The organism is Streptococcus mitis, assembly GCF_003942995.1.
GTDB lineage: Bacteria > Bacillota > Bacilli > Lactobacillales > Streptococcaceae > Streptococcus > Streptococcus mitis_CV.
Map to the genome: position 1 here is coordinate 132,399 of NZ_RJOH01000002.1, position 16,484 is coordinate 148,882.

16 protein-coding genes and 1 other annotated feature are annotated in these 16,484 nt (G+C 39.5%); of the genes, 2 read left to right on the plus strand and 14 right to left on the minus strand.

What is annotated here, in order from left to right:
* Positions 1–12 precede the first annotated feature (12 nt).
* A complete protein-coding gene (locus D8836_RS02105; RefSeq protein ID WP_125393006.1) occupies positions 13–816 on the plus strand; it encodes a peptidylprolyl isomerase in 804 nt (267 codons plus the stop codon).
* Between the two features lie 55 nt (positions 817–871).
* On the opposite strand, the gene D8836_RS02110 is transcribed toward D8836_RS02105, so the two are convergent.
* The 7 genes from D8836_RS02110 to D8836_RS02140 form a co-directional block, all read right to left on the minus strand.
* Positions 872–2,413: an ABC-F family ATP-binding cassette domain-containing protein gene (locus tag D8836_RS02110; RefSeq protein WP_125393007.1), complete on the minus strand. Its 1,542-nt coding sequence runs from the start codon at positions 2,411–2,413 to the stop codon at positions 872–874.
* Between the two features lies 1 nt (position 2,414).
* Positions 2,415–2,897, minus strand: a complete 483-nt coding sequence (locus D8836_RS02115) for a VanZ family protein (RefSeq protein WP_125393008.1) — start codon at positions 2,895–2,897, stop codon at positions 2,415–2,417.
* A complete protein-coding gene (gene rlmN, locus D8836_RS02120) occupies positions 2,897–3,982 on the minus strand; it encodes a dual-specificity RNA methyltransferase RlmN (RefSeq protein WP_000804760.1) in 1,086 nt (361 codons plus the stop codon). Before rlmN ends, D8836_RS02115 begins: the two co-directional genes overlap by 1 nt.
* Positions 3,983–4,002: 20 nt before the next feature.
* Positions 4,003–4,533: a YutD family protein gene (locus D8836_RS02125; protein WP_125393009.1), complete on the minus strand. Its 531-nt coding sequence runs from the start codon at positions 4,531–4,533 to the stop codon at positions 4,003–4,005.
* 156 nt (positions 4,534–4,689) lie between these two features.
* Positions 4,690–5,295 carry a superoxide dismutase SodA gene (gene sodA, locus D8836_RS02130; RefSeq protein WP_000974746.1) on the minus strand — a complete coding sequence of 202 codons (606 nt, stop codon included), beginning with the start codon at positions 5,293–5,295 and terminating at the stop codon, positions 4,690–4,692.
* 172 nt (positions 5,296–5,467) lie between these two features.
* The gene (gene holA / locus D8836_RS02135) at positions 5,468–6,505 is read right to left on the minus strand and encodes a DNA polymerase III subunit delta (RefSeq protein ID WP_125393010.1); all 1,038 of its coding nucleotides are present in this window, start codon (positions 6,503–6,505) and stop codon (positions 5,468–5,470) included.
* A 32-nt stretch (positions 6,506–6,537) separates the two neighbouring features.
* Entirely contained in the window at positions 6,538–7,473 is a 936-nt protein-coding gene (locus D8836_RS02140; RefSeq protein WP_125393011.1) for a dihydroorotate oxidase, read from the minus strand.
* 230 nt (positions 7,474–7,703) lie between these two features.
* Here D8836_RS02140 and gdhA point away from each other — a divergent pair, with 230 nt between their 5' ends.
* Positions 7,704–9,050: an NADP-specific glutamate dehydrogenase gene (gdhA, locus tag D8836_RS02145; RefSeq protein ID WP_060628555.1), complete on the plus strand. Its 1,347-nt coding sequence runs from the start codon at positions 7,704–7,706 to the stop codon at positions 9,048–9,050.
* 134 nt (positions 9,051–9,184) lie between these two features.
* On the opposite strand, the gene D8836_RS02150 is transcribed toward gdhA, so the two are convergent.
* The 7 genes from D8836_RS02150 to D8836_RS02190 form a co-directional block, all read right to left on the minus strand.
* Positions 9,185–9,640: a hypothetical protein gene (locus D8836_RS02150; RefSeq protein WP_125393012.1), complete on the minus strand. Its 456-nt coding sequence runs from the start codon at positions 9,638–9,640 to the stop codon at positions 9,185–9,187.
* Positions 9,641–10,282 carry a hypothetical protein gene (locus D8836_RS02155; protein ID WP_125393013.1) on the minus strand — a complete coding sequence of 214 codons (642 nt, stop codon included), beginning with the start codon at positions 10,280–10,282 and terminating at the stop codon, positions 9,641–9,643.
* A 590-nt stretch (positions 10,283–10,872) separates the two neighbouring features.
* Positions 10,873–11,916, minus strand: a complete 1,044-nt coding sequence (locus tag D8836_RS02165) for an SPFH domain-containing protein (RefSeq protein WP_125393015.1) — start codon at positions 11,914–11,916, stop codon at positions 10,873–10,875.
* A gap of 267 nt (positions 11,917–12,183) precedes the next feature.
* Positions 12,184–12,552, minus strand: coding sequence for a 50S ribosomal protein L7/L12 (gene rplL / locus D8836_RS02170; protein WP_001196965.1), 369 nt, complete (start codon positions 12,550–12,552; stop codon positions 12,184–12,186).
* A gap of 72 nt (positions 12,553–12,624) precedes the next feature.
* The gene (rplJ, locus tag D8836_RS02175) at positions 12,625–13,125 is read right to left on the minus strand and encodes a 50S ribosomal protein L10 (RefSeq protein ID WP_001287273.1); all 501 of its coding nucleotides are present in this window, start codon (positions 13,123–13,125) and stop codon (positions 12,625–12,627) included.
* Positions 13,126–13,163: 38 nt separating this feature from the next.
* Positions 13,164–13,299, minus strand: a sequence feature (ribosomal protein L10 leader region).
* A 74-nt stretch (positions 13,300–13,373) separates the two neighbouring features.
* A complete protein-coding gene (locus D8836_RS02185; protein ID WP_125393016.1) occupies positions 13,374–14,633 on the minus strand; it encodes a TRZ/ATZ family protein in 1,260 nt (419 codons plus the stop codon).
* Between the two features lie 101 nt (positions 14,634–14,734).
* Positions 14,735–16,483: an ABC transporter ATP-binding protein gene (locus D8836_RS02190; protein WP_125393017.1), complete on the minus strand. Its 1,749-nt coding sequence runs from the start codon at positions 16,481–16,483 to the stop codon at positions 14,735–14,737.
* Position 16,484: the final 1 nt, after the last annotated feature.

Consider the following 16,484-nt stretch of genomic DNA (forward strand, 5'->3'; position numbering starts at 1 on the left):
GAGAGGAACAGAATGAAAAAACTAGCAACCCTTCTTTTACTATCCACTGTAGCTCTAGCTGGATGTAGCAGCATCCAACGCAGTCTACGTGGTGATGACTATGTAGATTCTAGCTTGGCCGCTGAGGAAAGCTCCAAAGCAGCAGCCCAATCTGCCAAGGAGTTAAACGATGCTTTAACAAACGAAAACGCCAATTTCCCACAACTATCTAAAGAAGTTACTGAAGATGAAGCCGAGGTGATTCTCCACACGAGCCAAGGTGATATTCGCATTAAGCTCTTCCCTAAACTCGCTCCTCTAGCGGTTGAAAATTTCCTCACTCATGCCAAAGAAGGCTACTATAACGGTATTACCTTCCACCGTGTTATCGATGGCTTTATGGTCCAGACTGGAGATCCAAAAGGGGACGGTACAGGCGGTCAGTCCATCTGGCATGACAAGGATAAGACAAAAGACAAGGGAACTGGTTTTAAAAACGAGATTTCTCCTTATCTTTATAATATCCGTGGTTCACTTTCAATGGCTAATACTGGTCAACCAAACACCAATGGCAGCCAGTTCTTCATCAACCAAAACTCTACAGATACCTCTGCTAAACTCCCTACAAGCAAGTATCCAAAGAAAATCATCGAAGCCTATAAAGAAGGGGGAAACCCTAGTCTAGATGGCAAACACCCAGTCTTTGGTCAAGTGATTGACGGTATCGATGTTGTAGATAAGATTGCTAAAGCCGAAAAAGATGAGAAAGACAAACCAACTACTGCTATCACAATCGATAGCATCGAAGTGGTGAAAGATTACAATTTTAAATCTTAAAAACCAAAAAAATACAGTATCCACATTCGGTACTGTATTTCTTTTATCCTCATTATTAAGTTAGCTTGTTAAAATCCCAGATTTGGTCCATCCAGCCTTCATAGAAGTCTGGTTCGTGGCAGACCATAAGGATAGATCCCTTGTATTCTTTAAGAGCGCGTTTGAGTTCATCCTTGGCATCCACATCCAAGTGGTTGGTCGGCTCGTCCAGCACTAAAACGTTGTTTTCACGATTCATCAAGAGACAGAAACGCACTTTTGCTTGTTCTCCACCTGACAAGACCTGAATCTGGCTTTCGATATGCTTGGTTGTCAAACCACAACGAGCAAGGGCTGCACGGACTTCTGCTTGGTTGAGAGCTGGAAAGGCATTCCAGACAGCTTCAAGAGGAGTTTGGCGATTACCACCTTCTACTTCCTGTTCAAAATAACCGAGTTCTAGGTAGTCACCGCGTTCCACTTCCCCAGCGATTGGTGGAATAATGCCCAAGAAAGACTTCAAGAGAGTTGTTTTCCCGATACCATTTGCCCCGATAATAGCAACCTTTTGATTTCGTTCAAAGGTAAGGTTTAAAGGCTTAGTCAGAGGACGTTCATATCCAATCTGCAAATCCTTGGCTTGGAAAATAAAGCGCCCTGGTGTACGAGCCGGTTTGAAATCAAAGGATGGTTTTGGTTTCTCACTTTGCAGTTCGATAATATCCATCTTATCCAATTTCTTCTGACGAGACATGGCCATGTTTCGTGTTGCAACACGCGCTTTGTTTCGAGCGACAAAGTCCTTGAGGTCCGCAATCTCTTTCTGCTGACGTTCGTAGGCTGCCTCTAGCTGAGATTTCTTCATAGCATAGACTTCTTGGAACTGGTAGTAGTCACCAGAATAACGCGTCAGCTGTTGATTCTCCACATGATAGACGATATTAATCACATCGTTCAGGAATGGAATATCGTGTGAAATAAGAACAAAGGCATTCTCATAGTTTTGGAGATAGCGCTTGAGCCAGTCAATATGCTCAGCATCCAAGTAGTTGGTCGGCTCGTCCAACAGCAAGATATCAGGCTTTTCAAGGAGGAGTTTAGCCAAAAGCACCTTGGTTCTTTGTCCACCTGACAAAGAGGTTACATCTGTATCCATGCCAAAGTCCATGACACCAAGGGCACGCGCAACTTCGTCAATCTTAGCATCCAAGGTATAGAAATCACGACTCTCCAAACGGTCTTGGAGTTCTCCCACTTCTTCCATGAGAGCATCAACATCAGCTCCATCTTCAGCCATTTCCATATAAAGGTCATTGATACGAGCTTCCGCTTTGAAAAGCTCATCAAAGGCTGTACGGAGAACATCGCGTACCGACTGCCCTTCAGCAAGGACGGAGTGCTGATCCAAGTAACCGGCAGTCACATATTTGGACCACTCAACCTTCCCTTCATCTGGCAGCATTTTACCAGTCACAATGCTCATAAAGGTTGATTTCCCTTCACCATTGGCACCGACAAGACCGATATGTTCTCCTTTGAGAAGACGGAAGGACACATCTTCAAAAATTGCACGGTCACCAAAACCGTGACTCAGATTTTTAACTTCTAAAATACTCATTTTAATTCCTTATCTTGTTTTTATGTAATTGGTTATAGAGGAGCCAAGCCAGATAGCCACCCAAGGTATTAGTCCACAAATCATCAATTTCAAAGACGCGATTAAAATCAAAGAAAAAGTCCAAGACTAACTGCGTACACTCGATTCCAAGACTCACTAGAAAGCTAAAAAGTAGCACCTTTTTTGTTTTCCGCAAGTTTGGAAGGAGATAAAGGAGTTGGAAAACAAGAGGAAAAAGCAAGAAGACATTGAGGATATTTTGTAAAAAAATCCAAAATAATTGTCCTACATCACTCACTTCGCCCAGTTTCCAGAGAGAATTGAAAGGAGTCAAAAGAAAAACCAGGCGTCCAAGATGCTGAATACCTGGAGTTTCCACTCCCACGGGAGAATGTTCTTGAGGAGTAAAGCAAAAATAGACGATACAAATGCTATAGAAAATGACTCCCCAAACCAAAATATGATTATAAGTTTTCTTCATCATTAAGGATTGACTGCTGCGACTGCTTTCTGGCGGTCACGTTTCATTGTGTTAGAGCGCAATTGTCCACAAGCTGCATCAATATCTGTACCATGCTCTTGACGAACAACACAGTTGACCCCTTTTTTCTTAAGCGTATCATAGAAGGCCAGGACGCGCTCTTTAGGACTACGGCTATATTGGTCATGCTCACTAACTGGGTTATAAGGAATCAAGTTGACATAAGACAATTTCTTGATGTTCTTGAGCAATTCAGCCAATTCTAAGGCTTGTTCTACACCGTCATTTACTTCATTGAGCATGATATACTCAAAGGTTACACGACGATTGGTTGTTTCGATATAGTACTCAATAGCAGCAAAGAGTTTTTCAATCGGAAAGGCACGGTTAATCTTCATGATGCTTGAACGCAACTCATTGTTAGGTGCGTGAAGGGAAACGGCAAGATTGACCTGAACTCCTTCATTAGCAAAATCACGAATTTTATGGGCCAAACCTGAGGTTGAAACCGTAATGTGACGAGCACCGATAGCCATTCCCTTGTCATCATTGATGGTACGGACGAAATTCAAGACATTGTTGTAGTTATCAAAGGGCTCACCGATACCCATGACAACGATATGGCTGACGCGTTCGTCCTGACCACGCTCATCAAAGTATTTCTGAACCAGCATGATTTGTGCTACGATTTCACCGTTATTGAGGTCACGTTGTTTCTTAATCAAACCAGAAGCACAGAAGGTACAACCGATATTACAGCCGACCTGAGTGGTCACACAGACTGACAAACCATAGTGTTGACGCATGAGTACTGTCTCAATCAACATACCATCAGGCAATTCAAAAAGATATTTAACGGTACCATCAGCAGACTCTTGAACGATACGCTGTTTCAAGGGATTGACCACAAATTGGTCATTGAGCTTAGCAATCAAATCCTTTGACAGGTTAGTCATTTCTTCAAATGACTGGACACGTTTACGATATAGCCATTCCCAAATTTGGTCTGCACGGAATTTCTTTTCTCCCTGCTCCAAAACCCATTCCTGCATGGTTTGACGTGTTAAACTATAAATTGACGGTTTCATTTCTTCTCCTTATTCTCTACTCACTTCTGACGAATGATAAAATGACGTTGCCCCTTGTCCTCTTTCTGAGAATGCTGGTCTTTCTGACGACGTCTATTTTTCTTATCTGCATTCGGTTTTCGTTTTGTTTGAGCCGGTTTCTTTCCTTTTCTAGAAGGTGTTTCTTCTTCCTTCTTACGTATTTTCTTGTCAAATGATGCTCGCTTAGGGGCTTCATTTTCTAAGACAAAATAAGCACAACCATAACTACAATACTCTAAAAGGTAGTCTTGTAAACGACTGATTTTTTCAAGTTTTTCTTCTGTTCGATCATCCTTGTAAAAACCTCGTAGGCGAAGCTGTTCGTTGCTCCAGTCTCCCACGATATAATCAAACTTTGTTAAGACTTCTGAAAAACGCTGATTAAAAGCCGTCACATCAAAGGCATCCTTGATATTTTCCACCAAGGAAAAAGCTATCCCTTCCGTTTCAACCTTGTCCCCGTGTAAATGAAACTCAGGACCAGGAAACTTGTTATAGTTGTATAATTCAGGTGCAATTTCTTTTCGCATAGATATCCTTTTTCCACGATTACTTAATACTTTATTCTACCATAATTTCTAGCAGTTAGCACGTTTCTCATAAAAATGAAAAAAGTCTGACGATTTTGTCAGACCAAAATAATATAACCTTAAAAAGAGAAGAACAATTCTTCCCTCCAACTATCATTATTTAGCAGCTGCGTACAATTCATCTACTTTGTTCCAGTTGATCACTGAGAAGAAAGCTTTGATGTAGTCAGGACGCACGTTGCGGTATTTTACGTAGTAAGCATGTTCCCAAACGTCCAAGCCCAAGATTGGTTTTTTGCCTTCTGAGATTGGTGTGTCTTGATTTGCTGTTGAAGTCACTTCAAGTTTACCCTCTTTGTTGACAACCAACCATGCCCATCCAGAACCAAAACGAGTTGTTGCTGCTGCAGTGAAGGCTGCTTGGAATTCTTCAAATGAACCAAATGTTGCATCGATTGCTGCTGCAAGTTCTGCTGAAGGAGCTGTTTTTTCAGGAGTCATCAATTCCCAGAAAAGAGCGTGGTTCAAGTGTCCACCACCATTGTTAATAAGCGCTTGACGGATATCAGCTGGGATAGATTCTACATCAGCAAGCAAGGCTTCAAGATCTTCACCGATTTCAGGGTGTTTTTCAAGAGCTGCATTAGCATTGTTGACATAAGTTTGATGGTGTTTGTCATGGTGCAAGTGCATTGTTTCCGCATCGATGTATGGTTCCAAAGCGTCGTATGCATATGGAAGTTCTGGTAAGATAATAGCCATCTGTAATACCTCTTTTTCTTTCTATATGAAAATGATAACGCAAACATTCACTTTTTTCAAGTTTTTTGCTTATAGATGAAGAAATCACTGAAATACTTTCTAATAAAACAAGCAAATCAGCAAGAAACCCACGACAAGATAATCCTGACGCGAGTTGTAGTTTCAAAAAATGTCAATTGGCCTGACTAGCAATCTGTAGGAGTGCCTTTTCAAAAAGGAAACTCTTTTCATAAAGACCTGTCTTAATCTGATAGTCTGTCTCAATCAAATAGGAAATAGCTTGCTTCAAAAAGCTCAAGGAAAGTCCTCTTGAATCTCTCAGCGCAAACTTGATTTGATAGGGATTAGGATTGCGTCCGAGAAAACTGCCTAGACTACTTGCAATCTGCGATTCTGTTTGCCCAGATTCCGCCAAAATCTTCACCTGAGTAAAAGTCCGAAATTGTCCTAACATGACAGCTATGAGCTTAATTTCGTCTTCCCCTTGCAAGGTCAAATCTCTAACCAAGTCACGCGCCTGGTCCATCTTTTTAGTCAGAATAAACTGAGTTAAATCAAAAATATTGTCCTGCAAGGTCTTGGGAATAGCATTGACAATATCCTCTTCCTCGATAACAGAGTCTTCCTTATAGGACTGTAAAAAGAGGAGATTTTTCTGGACTTCGCTAAATTGAAAACCCGACTTGACGAGAAGATTTTCAAAAGAATGATTGGCAAACTGCAGACCTTGTTTCTGGCTCCACTTTTGGAAATACTGGTGCAATTCTTGTTCTTTTGCTTCTACTGCATCAAAGACCTTGGCATCACGCTTAAGTAATTTAACCAACCGTCTTTTACTATCCAGTTTTCCTTCTGCAAAGATTAACAACTTGGTTGTTGGTGAAGGGTTATCAAGGTATTCTTCGAACGACTTGAGCTCATCATCTGTTAAAAAGCGCTTTTTAGCAGTCGTGATATCGACAAAATAATCCAATATCACGATTTTCTCATCCGCAAAGAAAGGAAGGCTAACCAACTCCAGTTCCACATCCTTGTAGACCACTTCTTTCATATAAAAGTAGGCAAAGTTGAGGTCAGCAGAATCATAGCCAATCTGTTTCAACACTTGACTCTTCATAACTTCAAACTGACCCTGGTCTGTCCCTGTAAAAAGGCTCAGGCTCGGTAAATTTGATGAAGTCAACTTCTGACTTTCTTCAATGGCTAGCATCTTCTCTCCTTTCTTCTGATTTTTTAATGAATTTAGTCAATATAGCGCAATTTCCCTCGGAAATCTTCTAGGCTCTCGTACCCTTTTTCCGCCATGATTGCTTTCAGTTCATTGGTAATGCGGTCAAAAGCACTGACGCCTTCTTTGTGAAGGGTGGTTCCCACCTGCACCATACTTGCTCCACAGAGGATATGTTCAAAGGCATCACGACCAGTCAACACGCCACCTGTTCCGATGATTTGGATTTGAGGATTTAAACGTTGATAAAAGGCGTGAACATTAGCTAGAGCAGTCGGTTTGATATACTCACCACCAATCCCCCCAAAACCATTTTTAGGACGAATAACGACAGACTCATCTTCTATATAAAGGCCGTTTCCGATAGAGTTGACGCAGTTGACAAACTTAAGAGGATACTTATTGAAAATAACTGCCGTTTGGTCAAAGTGAACAATATCAAAATATGGTGGCAATTTAATTCCAAGAGGTTTGGTGAAGTAGGCAAATACCTCTGCCAAAATCCGGTCTGTTGTCTCAAAATCATAGGCAATCTGAGGTTTACCTGGAACATTTGGACAGGAAAGGTTTAGCTCAGTCAGACCACGAAACTCACTCTCTTGGACTTTTTTCAAGATAGTATGGGTTTCCTCTGGAGACATGCCGACTAGAGATAGGAAGAAAGTTCGGTTTGGCTCTTTTTCCTGTAAATCCAAAAGATAGTCCAAATAATAGTCTAAGCCATTATTCGGTAATCCCATAGAGTTGATAGAACCAAGTGGAACATCTTGATATCGTGGCTCAGGGTTTCCCTGACGAAAGTCCAAGGTCGCTGTCTTGGTCACAAAAGTTCCTGCCACTGAGTTTTTAACCCCTTCCAGCTCCTCTATCGTCATACAAGCCACACCTGCTGCATTCATCAAACAATTGTCAAACTCAAAACCAGCAATTTGCGTTTTCGTTGATACCATGATTCTGATCCTCCAGATTCCTTTTATTGCTAATATTATACCATATTTTCAGATTTTCTCTTTGAGAAAGATATTTACAAGAAAAAGGTTCGTTTTTTATCTATTTTTAAAAAGTCTCAAAACTAAATTGATAGAATTTTTAGAAAATTTTTGTTTTTTCTCTTTACAGTTAAAAAATTTTCTGCTATAATGACTCATGTAATAAAATATAACAACAAAAGGAGAACGATATGACATCTGCTAAAGAATATATCCAAAGCGTGTTTGAAACTGTAAAAGCTCGTAACGGGCACGAGGCTGAATTCCTCCAAGCTGTCGAAGAATTTTTCAACACTTTGGAACCTGTATTTGAAAAACACCCTGAGTATATAGAAGAAAATATCTTGGCACGTATTACTGAACCAGAGCGCGTGATTTCTTTCCGTGTTCCTTGGGTTGACCGTGATGGAAAAGTTCAAGTAAACCGTGGCTACCGTGTTCAATTCAACTCAGCTGTTGGACCATACAAAGGCGGACTTCGTTTCCACCCAACTGTAAACCAAGGGATTTTGAAATTCCTCGGATTTGAACAAATCTTTAAAAACGTCTTGACTGGACTCCCTATCGGTGGAGGTAAAGGTGGATCAGACTTCGATCCTAAAGGTAAAACAGATGCTGAAGTGATGCGCTTCTGCCAAAGCTTCATGACTGAACTGCAAAAATACATCGGCCCATCACTTGATGTACCTGCTGGTGATATCGGTGTTGGTGGACGTGAGATTGGTTACCTTTACGGTCAATACAAACGCCTTAACCAATTTGATGCTGGTGTCTTGACTGGTAAGCCTCTTGGATTTGGTGGTAGCTTGATTCGTCCAGAAGCAACTGGTTACGGTTTGGTTTACTACACTGAAGAAATGCTCAAAGCTAACGGTAATAGCTTTGCTGGTAAGAAAGTTGTTATTTCAGGTTCTGGTAACGTTGCTCAATACGCTCTTCAAAAAGCGACTGAACTTGGTGCAACTGTTATCTCTGTATCTGATTCAAATGGTTATGTCATCGATGAAAATGGTATCGACTTCGATCTTTTGGTTGACGTTAAAGAAAAACGTCGCGCTCGTTTGACTGAGTATGCAGCTGAGAAAGCAACCGCTACTTATCATGAAGGTTCTGTATGGACTTACGCTGGAAACTATGACATCGCTCTTCCATGTGCGACTCAAAACGAAATCAACGGTGAAGCAGCTAAACGTTTGGTTGCTCAAGGCATTATCTGTGTATCTGAAGGTGCCAACATGCCAAGCGACCTTGATGCCATCAAAGTTTACAAAGAAAATGGTATCTTCTACGGACCTGCCAAAGCTGCCAACGCTGGTGGTGTAGCCGTTTCAGCCCTTGAAATGAGCCAAAATAGTCTTCGCCTTTCATGGACTCGTGAAGAAGTTGATGGACGTCTCAAAGACATCATGACAAACATCTTCAACACAGCTAAAACGACTTCAGAAACATACGGTCTTGATAAAGACTACCTTGCAGGAGCTAACATTGCTGCCTTTGAAAATGTAGCAAACGCTATGATTGCACAAGGTATTGTTTAATACTTGAAAAAAGTTAACAAAAAGCAACATCTAGACAGTTGTTGCTTTTTGTATTTTAAAGAAAATAAACTTGCTAGGTTTTAGAAACAATATCAAAATAGCTATAAGATAATAGCATTTCGATTATACTAAAGTCAAGAAACTATAAAAGTTTTACCGCAAGTTGCACAGGTCAATTCAGTTCCAATGACTCCATCTGTTGGCTTATGACAAGTAGGACAATAAACACGTTTCGCTGATAATCGATAAGATAACTCATCTCGCAATTCTTTCCCCTTAATTTCAATAACATCCTCACCTTGTTCTTCAAACTTAAGAACTGTTATCAAAGCTTTATCATATTGTTTCATACGCGGCTGTTTCAAAAATAAAAAAGATGATATAAGCAAAAATAGGAAAAATAAAACAAACAAAATTGTAACTATTAAAAGCCACATAAAGTAGAAATCATAAAGTAAACCTTCTTTTTTTCCTAAAATCCATCTTATGTAGTTATCAATGTACTGATAAAATTTCAATCCGGTGACAATACATATGAAAGATACTATAGGATAAACAACCTTGGAAATGATTAAACGATATCGTCTCATTTATATTTCCTTTCTAGATAACCATGCACCACAATAATCACATGATTTACCTTGCCCTAGATCAAGCAGATTCTCACCACTACATGATGGACAAATAACGGGATATGTATTTTTGTTAATCTGGTGCTTTTCAAATAAAGTGAATAAAGCTTGTATTTGATTTCGTTTCTTGACTTCTTCTTGTCTCCTAGACTCACAATAAGTCATTACCAAAATTAAAATCACACCAAGCAAATACCAAGGAACTAAAAGAAATAAAAATCGAATAGACCATTCCCTAGATTTTTCATATTCAAAAAATGATGATAAAATGATTAAAACAAGCATTTGAAGTAAATTCTTCTGTTTTAATTTCTTTAAGGAAAAGGAATCTTTAATTGTTTCTCGAAACAAATATAAAATAATTAAGGCAACTATTACATAGGGTAAATTTTGAAATGTTAAAAATAAAAAGCTGATCACAATAGGAATGCCCACAAACTTTGCCAAAATTATAAAATCAAGATTTTTCAATATAAAGATTCTTGGTCCATCTTCTAGAGAAAAGATTGCAAGTGATAAAACTACAAAACAGAGTATTACTATATTCGAAATTAACCAATGAAAGCCTTTTTTCCAATTATTCTTAATATACTGCTTCACCTATCTTCTCCTCTAGTTGCTATATACTCTCTATAAAGAGCTTTTCCATTATATATCTCATCCAAAGCTTTGACTTTAATTTTTATATTTTCTAAAACACCGAAGCTATAAAATGCAAAGGAAGACAAAAAGANACCTGATAAAGAAAAAATAATAGGAATCAATATTGAGAAAATCGGCTCACCATGTTCTAGAAATAGAGTTACGGTCCATAGTGAAATAAAAAATGTTGCACTTGTCAATCCCATAAAAAGTATACTTAATAAACGAAACACTTGGTACATCTACAATATCCTCCTGTCATAGAACTTGTCTAAGTAAATCCCTTACTCTCTTAAAAAATTTCCAAATACTCTTCATGACCCTTTGTATTTATTCATACATTTCCATACTTAGAATTACATAAATTGAATGATTTAAAAATACAAACAAAGAAATCTTAGTTTTCAGATTTCTAAGAAAAAGGGAAATTCTGGCAATACCAGACTTCCCAAATAAAACAAAAGTAAATTTGAAAATACAAAAAATCAAAGATTAAAGATAATACTTAAACTAGATTGATATAAAAATGATTTTTCCAATAATTTGAATTATCTTTCGTGCCCGCAATTAGAACAGAAGTTTGCTCCTTCCAAAAAAGCAGTCCCGCATTGGCTACAAAACTTAGCTAAGCCTGTTTCTCCTTTGAGGTCAGTTTGATGCTGATTAACATCTTTGTCAAATGAATTCCTATCTTCAATCTGATTCACCAAGTTGCTAAATTTAGCTCCCAAGGAAAGTCCCATAGCTATTTCCACGCCTGCTCCCATTAGATTTCCTGCAGAATCATTATTTTTTGCTGCCTCTTCTAAAAGATTAAATTGTCTCTCTTCTTGATAAGTATACTCTTCAATATCTCGACCAGCCTGCTTGCTTTTAGCTTCCAAAATTTGCTTGTGGAATTTAAAGATTTCTCTATATCCATTGCTATTCTGATTTACCTTTAAAGCCTCAATGTTAAATTCCTCAATACTAATTCCATATTTAGAAAAATGGCTGGATAAAATAGCTGACAAAGCAACAGACATATCAAAACTGTGCATCTCAATATCAAGAATTGGAATCTTATGGTTGTATATTACTTGTGAAATAGCTGAACTAATCAACCCACTAACAGTTTGTCTAAAGCGTTTTTGTAAAATAGGAGCTGTTATAATATCGGGGTGACTTGGCATAAATTCTAATATAAAAGCTTCTAAGTCTACAATTCGAGGAATGAAATTCCCATGTATTTTCAATTCTACAGGAATATCACTTTCTGGATCTCGAACCATTATAGGAGAAGAAGTTCCCCATCCAATCGGTTGTAAATCATACATATTCACAAACCACAAAAACAATGAGTCAGACGAAATACCTCCACTTAGAAAGTTTTTTATTCCTGAAACTACTTGAATATCATATCCTTCAATCTTATGTTTACCAGCATCATAAGTAGTTACTGCTCTTCCATTTGAAAACAATACAGCACACTGACCAGGGTTTACAATTACAGTTGCTCCTATCTTGATATTCGTTTTAGGATGTCTCCAAGCAAGTATATTCCTTGTATCTTCACCTTCATAACGAATAACATCAAACAAATTTAATGCCATCTTTTCTCCTCTAAAATGAAAACTATAAATTATAAGATTAATCTTCNATACCTATATTACTATTATATAACCCCTTTGTTGAAAAGGCAACTCATACTTATAAATTATTATCTTTGGAGCAATCCCCTATATAAGTTGTTGATGTCTTGGATAAAATTTACAAGTAGTTTTGCCCCATTTGTGCCCCATGACCGATAAAAAGAAAAACCGCTACTCCTAAGAATAGCGGTTTAATCATATTTTTAAGCTACTAATGTAGTCGCTCTATTATTTAAGAGTAACTGAAGCTCCAGCTTCTTCCAATTTAGCTTTGATTTCTTCAGCTTCTGCAGTTGCAACGCCTTCTTTAACAAGTGCTGGTGCACCGTCAACAAGTTCTTTAGCTTCTTTAAGTCCAAGACCTGTGATTTCACGTACAACTTTGATAACGCCAACTTTTTTGTCGCCTGCAGATGTCAATTCAACGTCGAATGAATCTTTAGCAGCACCAGCGTCAGCAGCACCAGCTGCAGCAACAGCTACAGGAGCAGCTGCAGTTACACCAAATTCTTCTTCGATAGCTTTTACAAGGTCGTTCAATTCAAGGATTGAAGCTTCTTTAATTTCAGCAATAATGTTTTCAATGTTCAATGCCATTGTTATTTCCTCCAAATATGTTTTAAATTTATAATAGATTTTCGTAGCTAGGCTACGCTGCGTAGCTTAAGATTAAGCTGCGTCTTCTTTGTTGTCTGCAACCGCTTTGACTGCAAGAGCAACGTTGCGCACTGGCGCTTGAAGTACAGAAAGGAGCATAGAAAGAAGTCCTTCGCGGTTTGGAAGAGTTGCAAGAGCAAGAATCTCTTCTTTAGATGCGACAGCGCCTTCGATTGCACCACCTTTGATTTCAAGTGCTTCAGCGTTTTTAGCAAAATCGTTCAAGATTTTCGCTGGTGCGATAACATCTTCGTTAGAAAATGCTACTGCAGATGGTCCAACGAATACTGATGCAAGATCTTCAAGACCAGCTTTTTCAGCTGCACGACGCAAGATTGAGTTTTTAATGACTTTATACTCAACTTCGCTTCCACGAAGCTCACGACGAAGAACTGTATCTTGCTCAACTGTCAAACCACGAGCGTCTACAACGACGATAGATGCAGCAGCTTTCATTTTTTCAGCTACTACGTCAACTAGTTCCGCTTTTTTAGCAATAATTGCTTCACTCATTAGTGTGTTCACCTCCGTTATTATTTTGCTTGGGGAATTTTTCCAAAAGAAAAACGCGCCCAAACCTAGACACGAAAGTACAATACGCTTCTTTTTACATGATACGTTTTGTCCTCGGTAGGATATTTATGAGTCGAGCTCCCCTACTGTCTTAGGCAGTTTTTTCAAACCGTATATAAGTATAGCATAGTTAAAAAAAGAATGCAAGATTTTTGCAAACTTTTTTAAAATTTTTTGTGATTTTTCTTTTAAAGTTCTACTGTCAGGGCTTGACCTTGCTTAACAACCTGTTCTCCAGCAATATAAACATCATCAACATCACTGGACTTGACAGCATAGACTAGGTGAGAGAGCATATTTTCTTGGGGTTGAAAATGGATTTTCCCTTGTGGTTGAATAACGAGAAAATCTGCCTGCTTGCCGACTTCCAAACTTCCTATCTGATGTTCTATCCCTAGGACCTTAGCCCCTTCGATTGTCAGTGCCTTGAGGGCTGTTTCGATAGGAAATTGGCTGGCATCTCCACTTTTCATCTTCTGAAGAAGGGCTGCTGTCCGTCCTTCCTCAAACATGTCTAAATTATTATTAGAAGCGACCGAGTCAGTCGCAATTCCTACTGCTATTCCTGCTTTTTGCAGTTGGATGATGGGAGCAATCCCTGATGCCAGTTTGAGGTTACTGATAGGATTGTGGGCAATAGACACTTGAGAAGTTGCCAAGCGTTCAATTTCTCTCTCGTTTAGTTCGACCCCGTGAGCAAAGACAGACGGATGATCTAAGTAACCCAGTTCTTCTAGAAAAGCAAGGGGGCGTTTGCCGTAGCGTTTCAGGATAATTCCTGACTCCTCCTTGGTCTCAGCCACATGGATATGGATAGGAATATTCAACTCTTTTGCCATATCCAAGCTTTCTGCCAGCAAGTCTCTACTACAGCTGTAGGGAGAATGTAGGGCTACCATCACCTTGAAATTTGGATTTTTATATCCAATAATTTCCTCAATGATTGCTCGAGTTCTGCTTATCGTCTCAGCAGTTGTTTCTGTCTCCGAAGAAAAGAGGGTTGGTGAGAAATAACAACGCATCTTGGAAGTTTTCACTGCCTGATAAATCCGCTCAATATCCACACCATTGGGATTATACATATCATTAAAGGTTGTTGTTCCTGACTGGAGCATCTCTGTCAGAGCTTCTTTGACCGCCTTAGTAGTCATGTCGGGAGTAAATCCTGCTTCTGCAGGCCAGATATAGTCATTGAGCCATTCATGGAGATTGCTATCATCTCGAATTCCTCTCAATCCGGTCATAGCAGAATGGGTGTGGCAATTAACCAAACCAGGCATAATCCAGGCTCCCTGATAGTCTATAATCTGCTCAGCTTGCTCTAAAATCTCTGGCTTCTCTTGACCGACATAGACGATTTGAGAATCCTTAACGGCTAAGATACCATTCAGATAAACATGGAAATCTTGATCACAAGTCACGATATTTACATGCTGATAGACTTTCATTGTTTTTCTCCTTCTAAGGCCTTGATTTTTTCTAGCTATTGTAACAAAAAAGTCACCCGAAGGCAACTTTTTTTGTCCATAAGACTTCAAAGTAGAAAGGATTATTCAGAGCTAAAAGCTGCAGCTTGCTGCATTTGGTAATACTTACCCTTTCTAGCCATGAGATCCTGATGATTGCCATGCTCCACGATGTCACCATCCACCAAGACAAGAATCATATCCGCATCCTGAATGGTTGACAAGCGGTGGGCGATGATAAAACTTGTGCGCCCCTTCATGAGTTTAGCAAAGGCATCCTGAACTAGCACTTCTGTCCGTGTATCGATGGAGGAAGTCGCCTCGTCTAAGATAAGAATCTTTGGAATAGCCAGAAAGACTCGGGCAATGGTCAAGAGCTGGGCTTGACCAACAGAAAGAGATTCTCCAGCATTTTCCAACTTGGTATCATAGCCTTGAGGTAACTGTTGGATGAAAAAGTCTGCATTGGCTGCTTTGGCAGCAGCAATCACCTGCTCCCGACTGCCTTCAGGATTTCCAAAGGCAATATTGTCATGAATGGTTCCTTGCTTGAGCCAGGTTTCTTGGAGCACCATACCAAACTGCTGCCTCAATGACGCTCGGGTATAGTCGTAAATGGAACGACCATCCAGCAAGATATCTCCTGAATTAATAGGATAAAAACGCATAAGGAGATTGATTAGAGTTGATTTTCCAGCACCTGTCGGACCAACAATAGCAACCTTGCTACCAGCTGGAATATCAATAGATAAATCCTTAATCAAAATCTTTTCAGGATAGTAGCCAAAAGAGACATGTTTAAAGGAAATAGCTCCCTTAACTTGGTCACTGGTCAAGACTTCCTTACCTGTTTCAGCCACCTCAGAACTTTCTAATACAGCATAGACGCGCTCTGCGCAAGCGAGAGCACTTTGCAACTCGGCTAAAACAGAAGAAATATCATTAAAGGGCTTGGTGTACTGTTGGACATAGTTCAAAAAAGTCACTAAACGACCGATGGTCAAGGTAGAGCCTATCATGATACGATAAGCTCCCACTCCAGCTAAAAGTGCGTAAATGAGTGCATTTACAAAGCGAGTCGAAGGATTGACCGTTGAAGAATAAAAGATGGCTGACTGAGAATAGCCTGAGTAGTTGTCATTAGCCTCACGCAATCTTTGGATAAACTCTGTTTGAGCATTAAAGGACTGGATAATAGTCTGCTGACTAAGCGATTCTTCAATCAACTGAGTCTGAATTCCCCTTGTCTCTGTTTGCTTTTGGAAGAGATGATAGGAGCGTTTGGCAATAAAGCGTGAGATTACCATAGACAGTGGCGTCAACAGCAAGACTAAGAGAGTCATGAGGAGATGAATTTGAAGCATAGCTAGAATACTAACCAAAATCATTAAGACACCAATAAAAAATTGGTTAAAAATCATGGTCAAGCCAGCTGCCAACTGTTCGATGTCTGTAGTTACACGACTAACCATCTCACCACTTCCTTGCCGATCCACAAAGGCAATCGGTAAACGGTGGAGCTTATGGATGATTCGCTCTCGTAAGTCTCTGGTATAAGAGAAAATTAGGCGATTATAGAGGAGAGGATTGGCCCACTGTACAAGGGTATTTCCTATGACTACCAAGATCATCTGAAGAAAAATTTGCCAAAAAACTGGTGAAGAACCAGCCACTAGGACTTGATCGATGACCTGCCCAATCAAAATAGGTAGGTAGATTGATAAGCCAACTTGGGCAATAGTTCCTAGAAAGGCTAGGAAAAGGAGGAAGGGATGGTTTGCAAGGTCTTTAGCCAAACGTGTGAGTGTTTGATTTGCAGTTTGTCGTCTCATG

Excerpts from the sequence above, each read along its gene's own strand:
- D8836_RS02125 (WP_125393009.1), bottom strand. The coding sequence starts at position 4,533 with ATGCGAAAAGAAATTGCACCTGAATTATACAACTATAACAAGTTTCCT.
- gdhA (WP_060628555.1), top strand. The coding sequence starts at position 7,704 with ATGACATCTGCTAAAGAATATATCCAAAGCGTGTTTGAAACTGTAAAA.
- rlmN (WP_000804760.1), bottom strand. The coding sequence starts at position 3,982 with ATGAAACCGTCAATTTATAGTTTAACACGTCAAACCATGCAGGAATGG.
- rplL (WP_001196965.1), bottom strand. The coding sequence starts at position 12,552 with ATGGCATTGAACATTGAAAACATTATTGCTGAAATTAAAGAAGCTTCA.
- D8836_RS02105 (WP_125393006.1), top strand. The coding sequence starts at position 13 with ATGAAAAAACTAGCAACCCTTCTTTTACTATCCACTGTAGCTCTAGCT.
- D8836_RS02140 (WP_125393011.1), bottom strand. The coding sequence starts at position 7,473 with ATGGTATCAACGAAAACGCAAATTGCTGGTTTTGAGTTTGACAATTGT.
- D8836_RS02110 (WP_125393007.1), bottom strand. The coding sequence starts at position 2,413 with ATGAGTATTTTAGAAGTTAAAAATCTGAGTCACGGTTTTGGTGACCGT.
- rplJ (WP_001287273.1), bottom strand. The coding sequence starts at position 13,125 with ATGAGTGAAGCAATTATTGCTAAAAAAGCGGAACTAGTTGACGTAGTA.
- D8836_RS02185 (WP_125393016.1), bottom strand. The coding sequence starts at position 14,633 with ATGAAAGTCTATCAGCATGTAAATATCGTGACTTGTGATCAAGATTTC.
- D8836_RS02115 (WP_125393008.1), bottom strand. The coding sequence starts at position 2,897 with ATGATGAAGAAAACTTATAATCATATTTTGGTTTGGGGAGTCATTTTC.
- D8836_RS02165 (WP_125393015.1), bottom strand. The coding sequence starts at position 11,916 with ATGGCATTAAATTTGTTTGATGTTATTCGTTATGAAGGTGAAGATACA.
- D8836_RS02190 (WP_125393017.1), bottom strand. The coding sequence starts at position 16,483 with ATGAGACGACAAACTGCAAATCAAACACTCACACGTTTGGCTAAAGAC.
- D8836_RS02150 (WP_125393012.1), bottom strand. The coding sequence starts at position 9,640 with ATGAGACGATATCGTTTAATCATTTCCAAGGTTGTTTATCCTATAGTA.
- holA (WP_125393010.1), bottom strand. The coding sequence starts at position 6,505 with ATGCTAGCCATTGAAGAAAGTCAGAAGTTGACTTCATCAAATTTACCG.
- sodA (WP_000974746.1), bottom strand. The coding sequence starts at position 5,295 with ATGGCTATTATCTTACCAGAACTTCCATATGCATACGACGCTTTGGAA.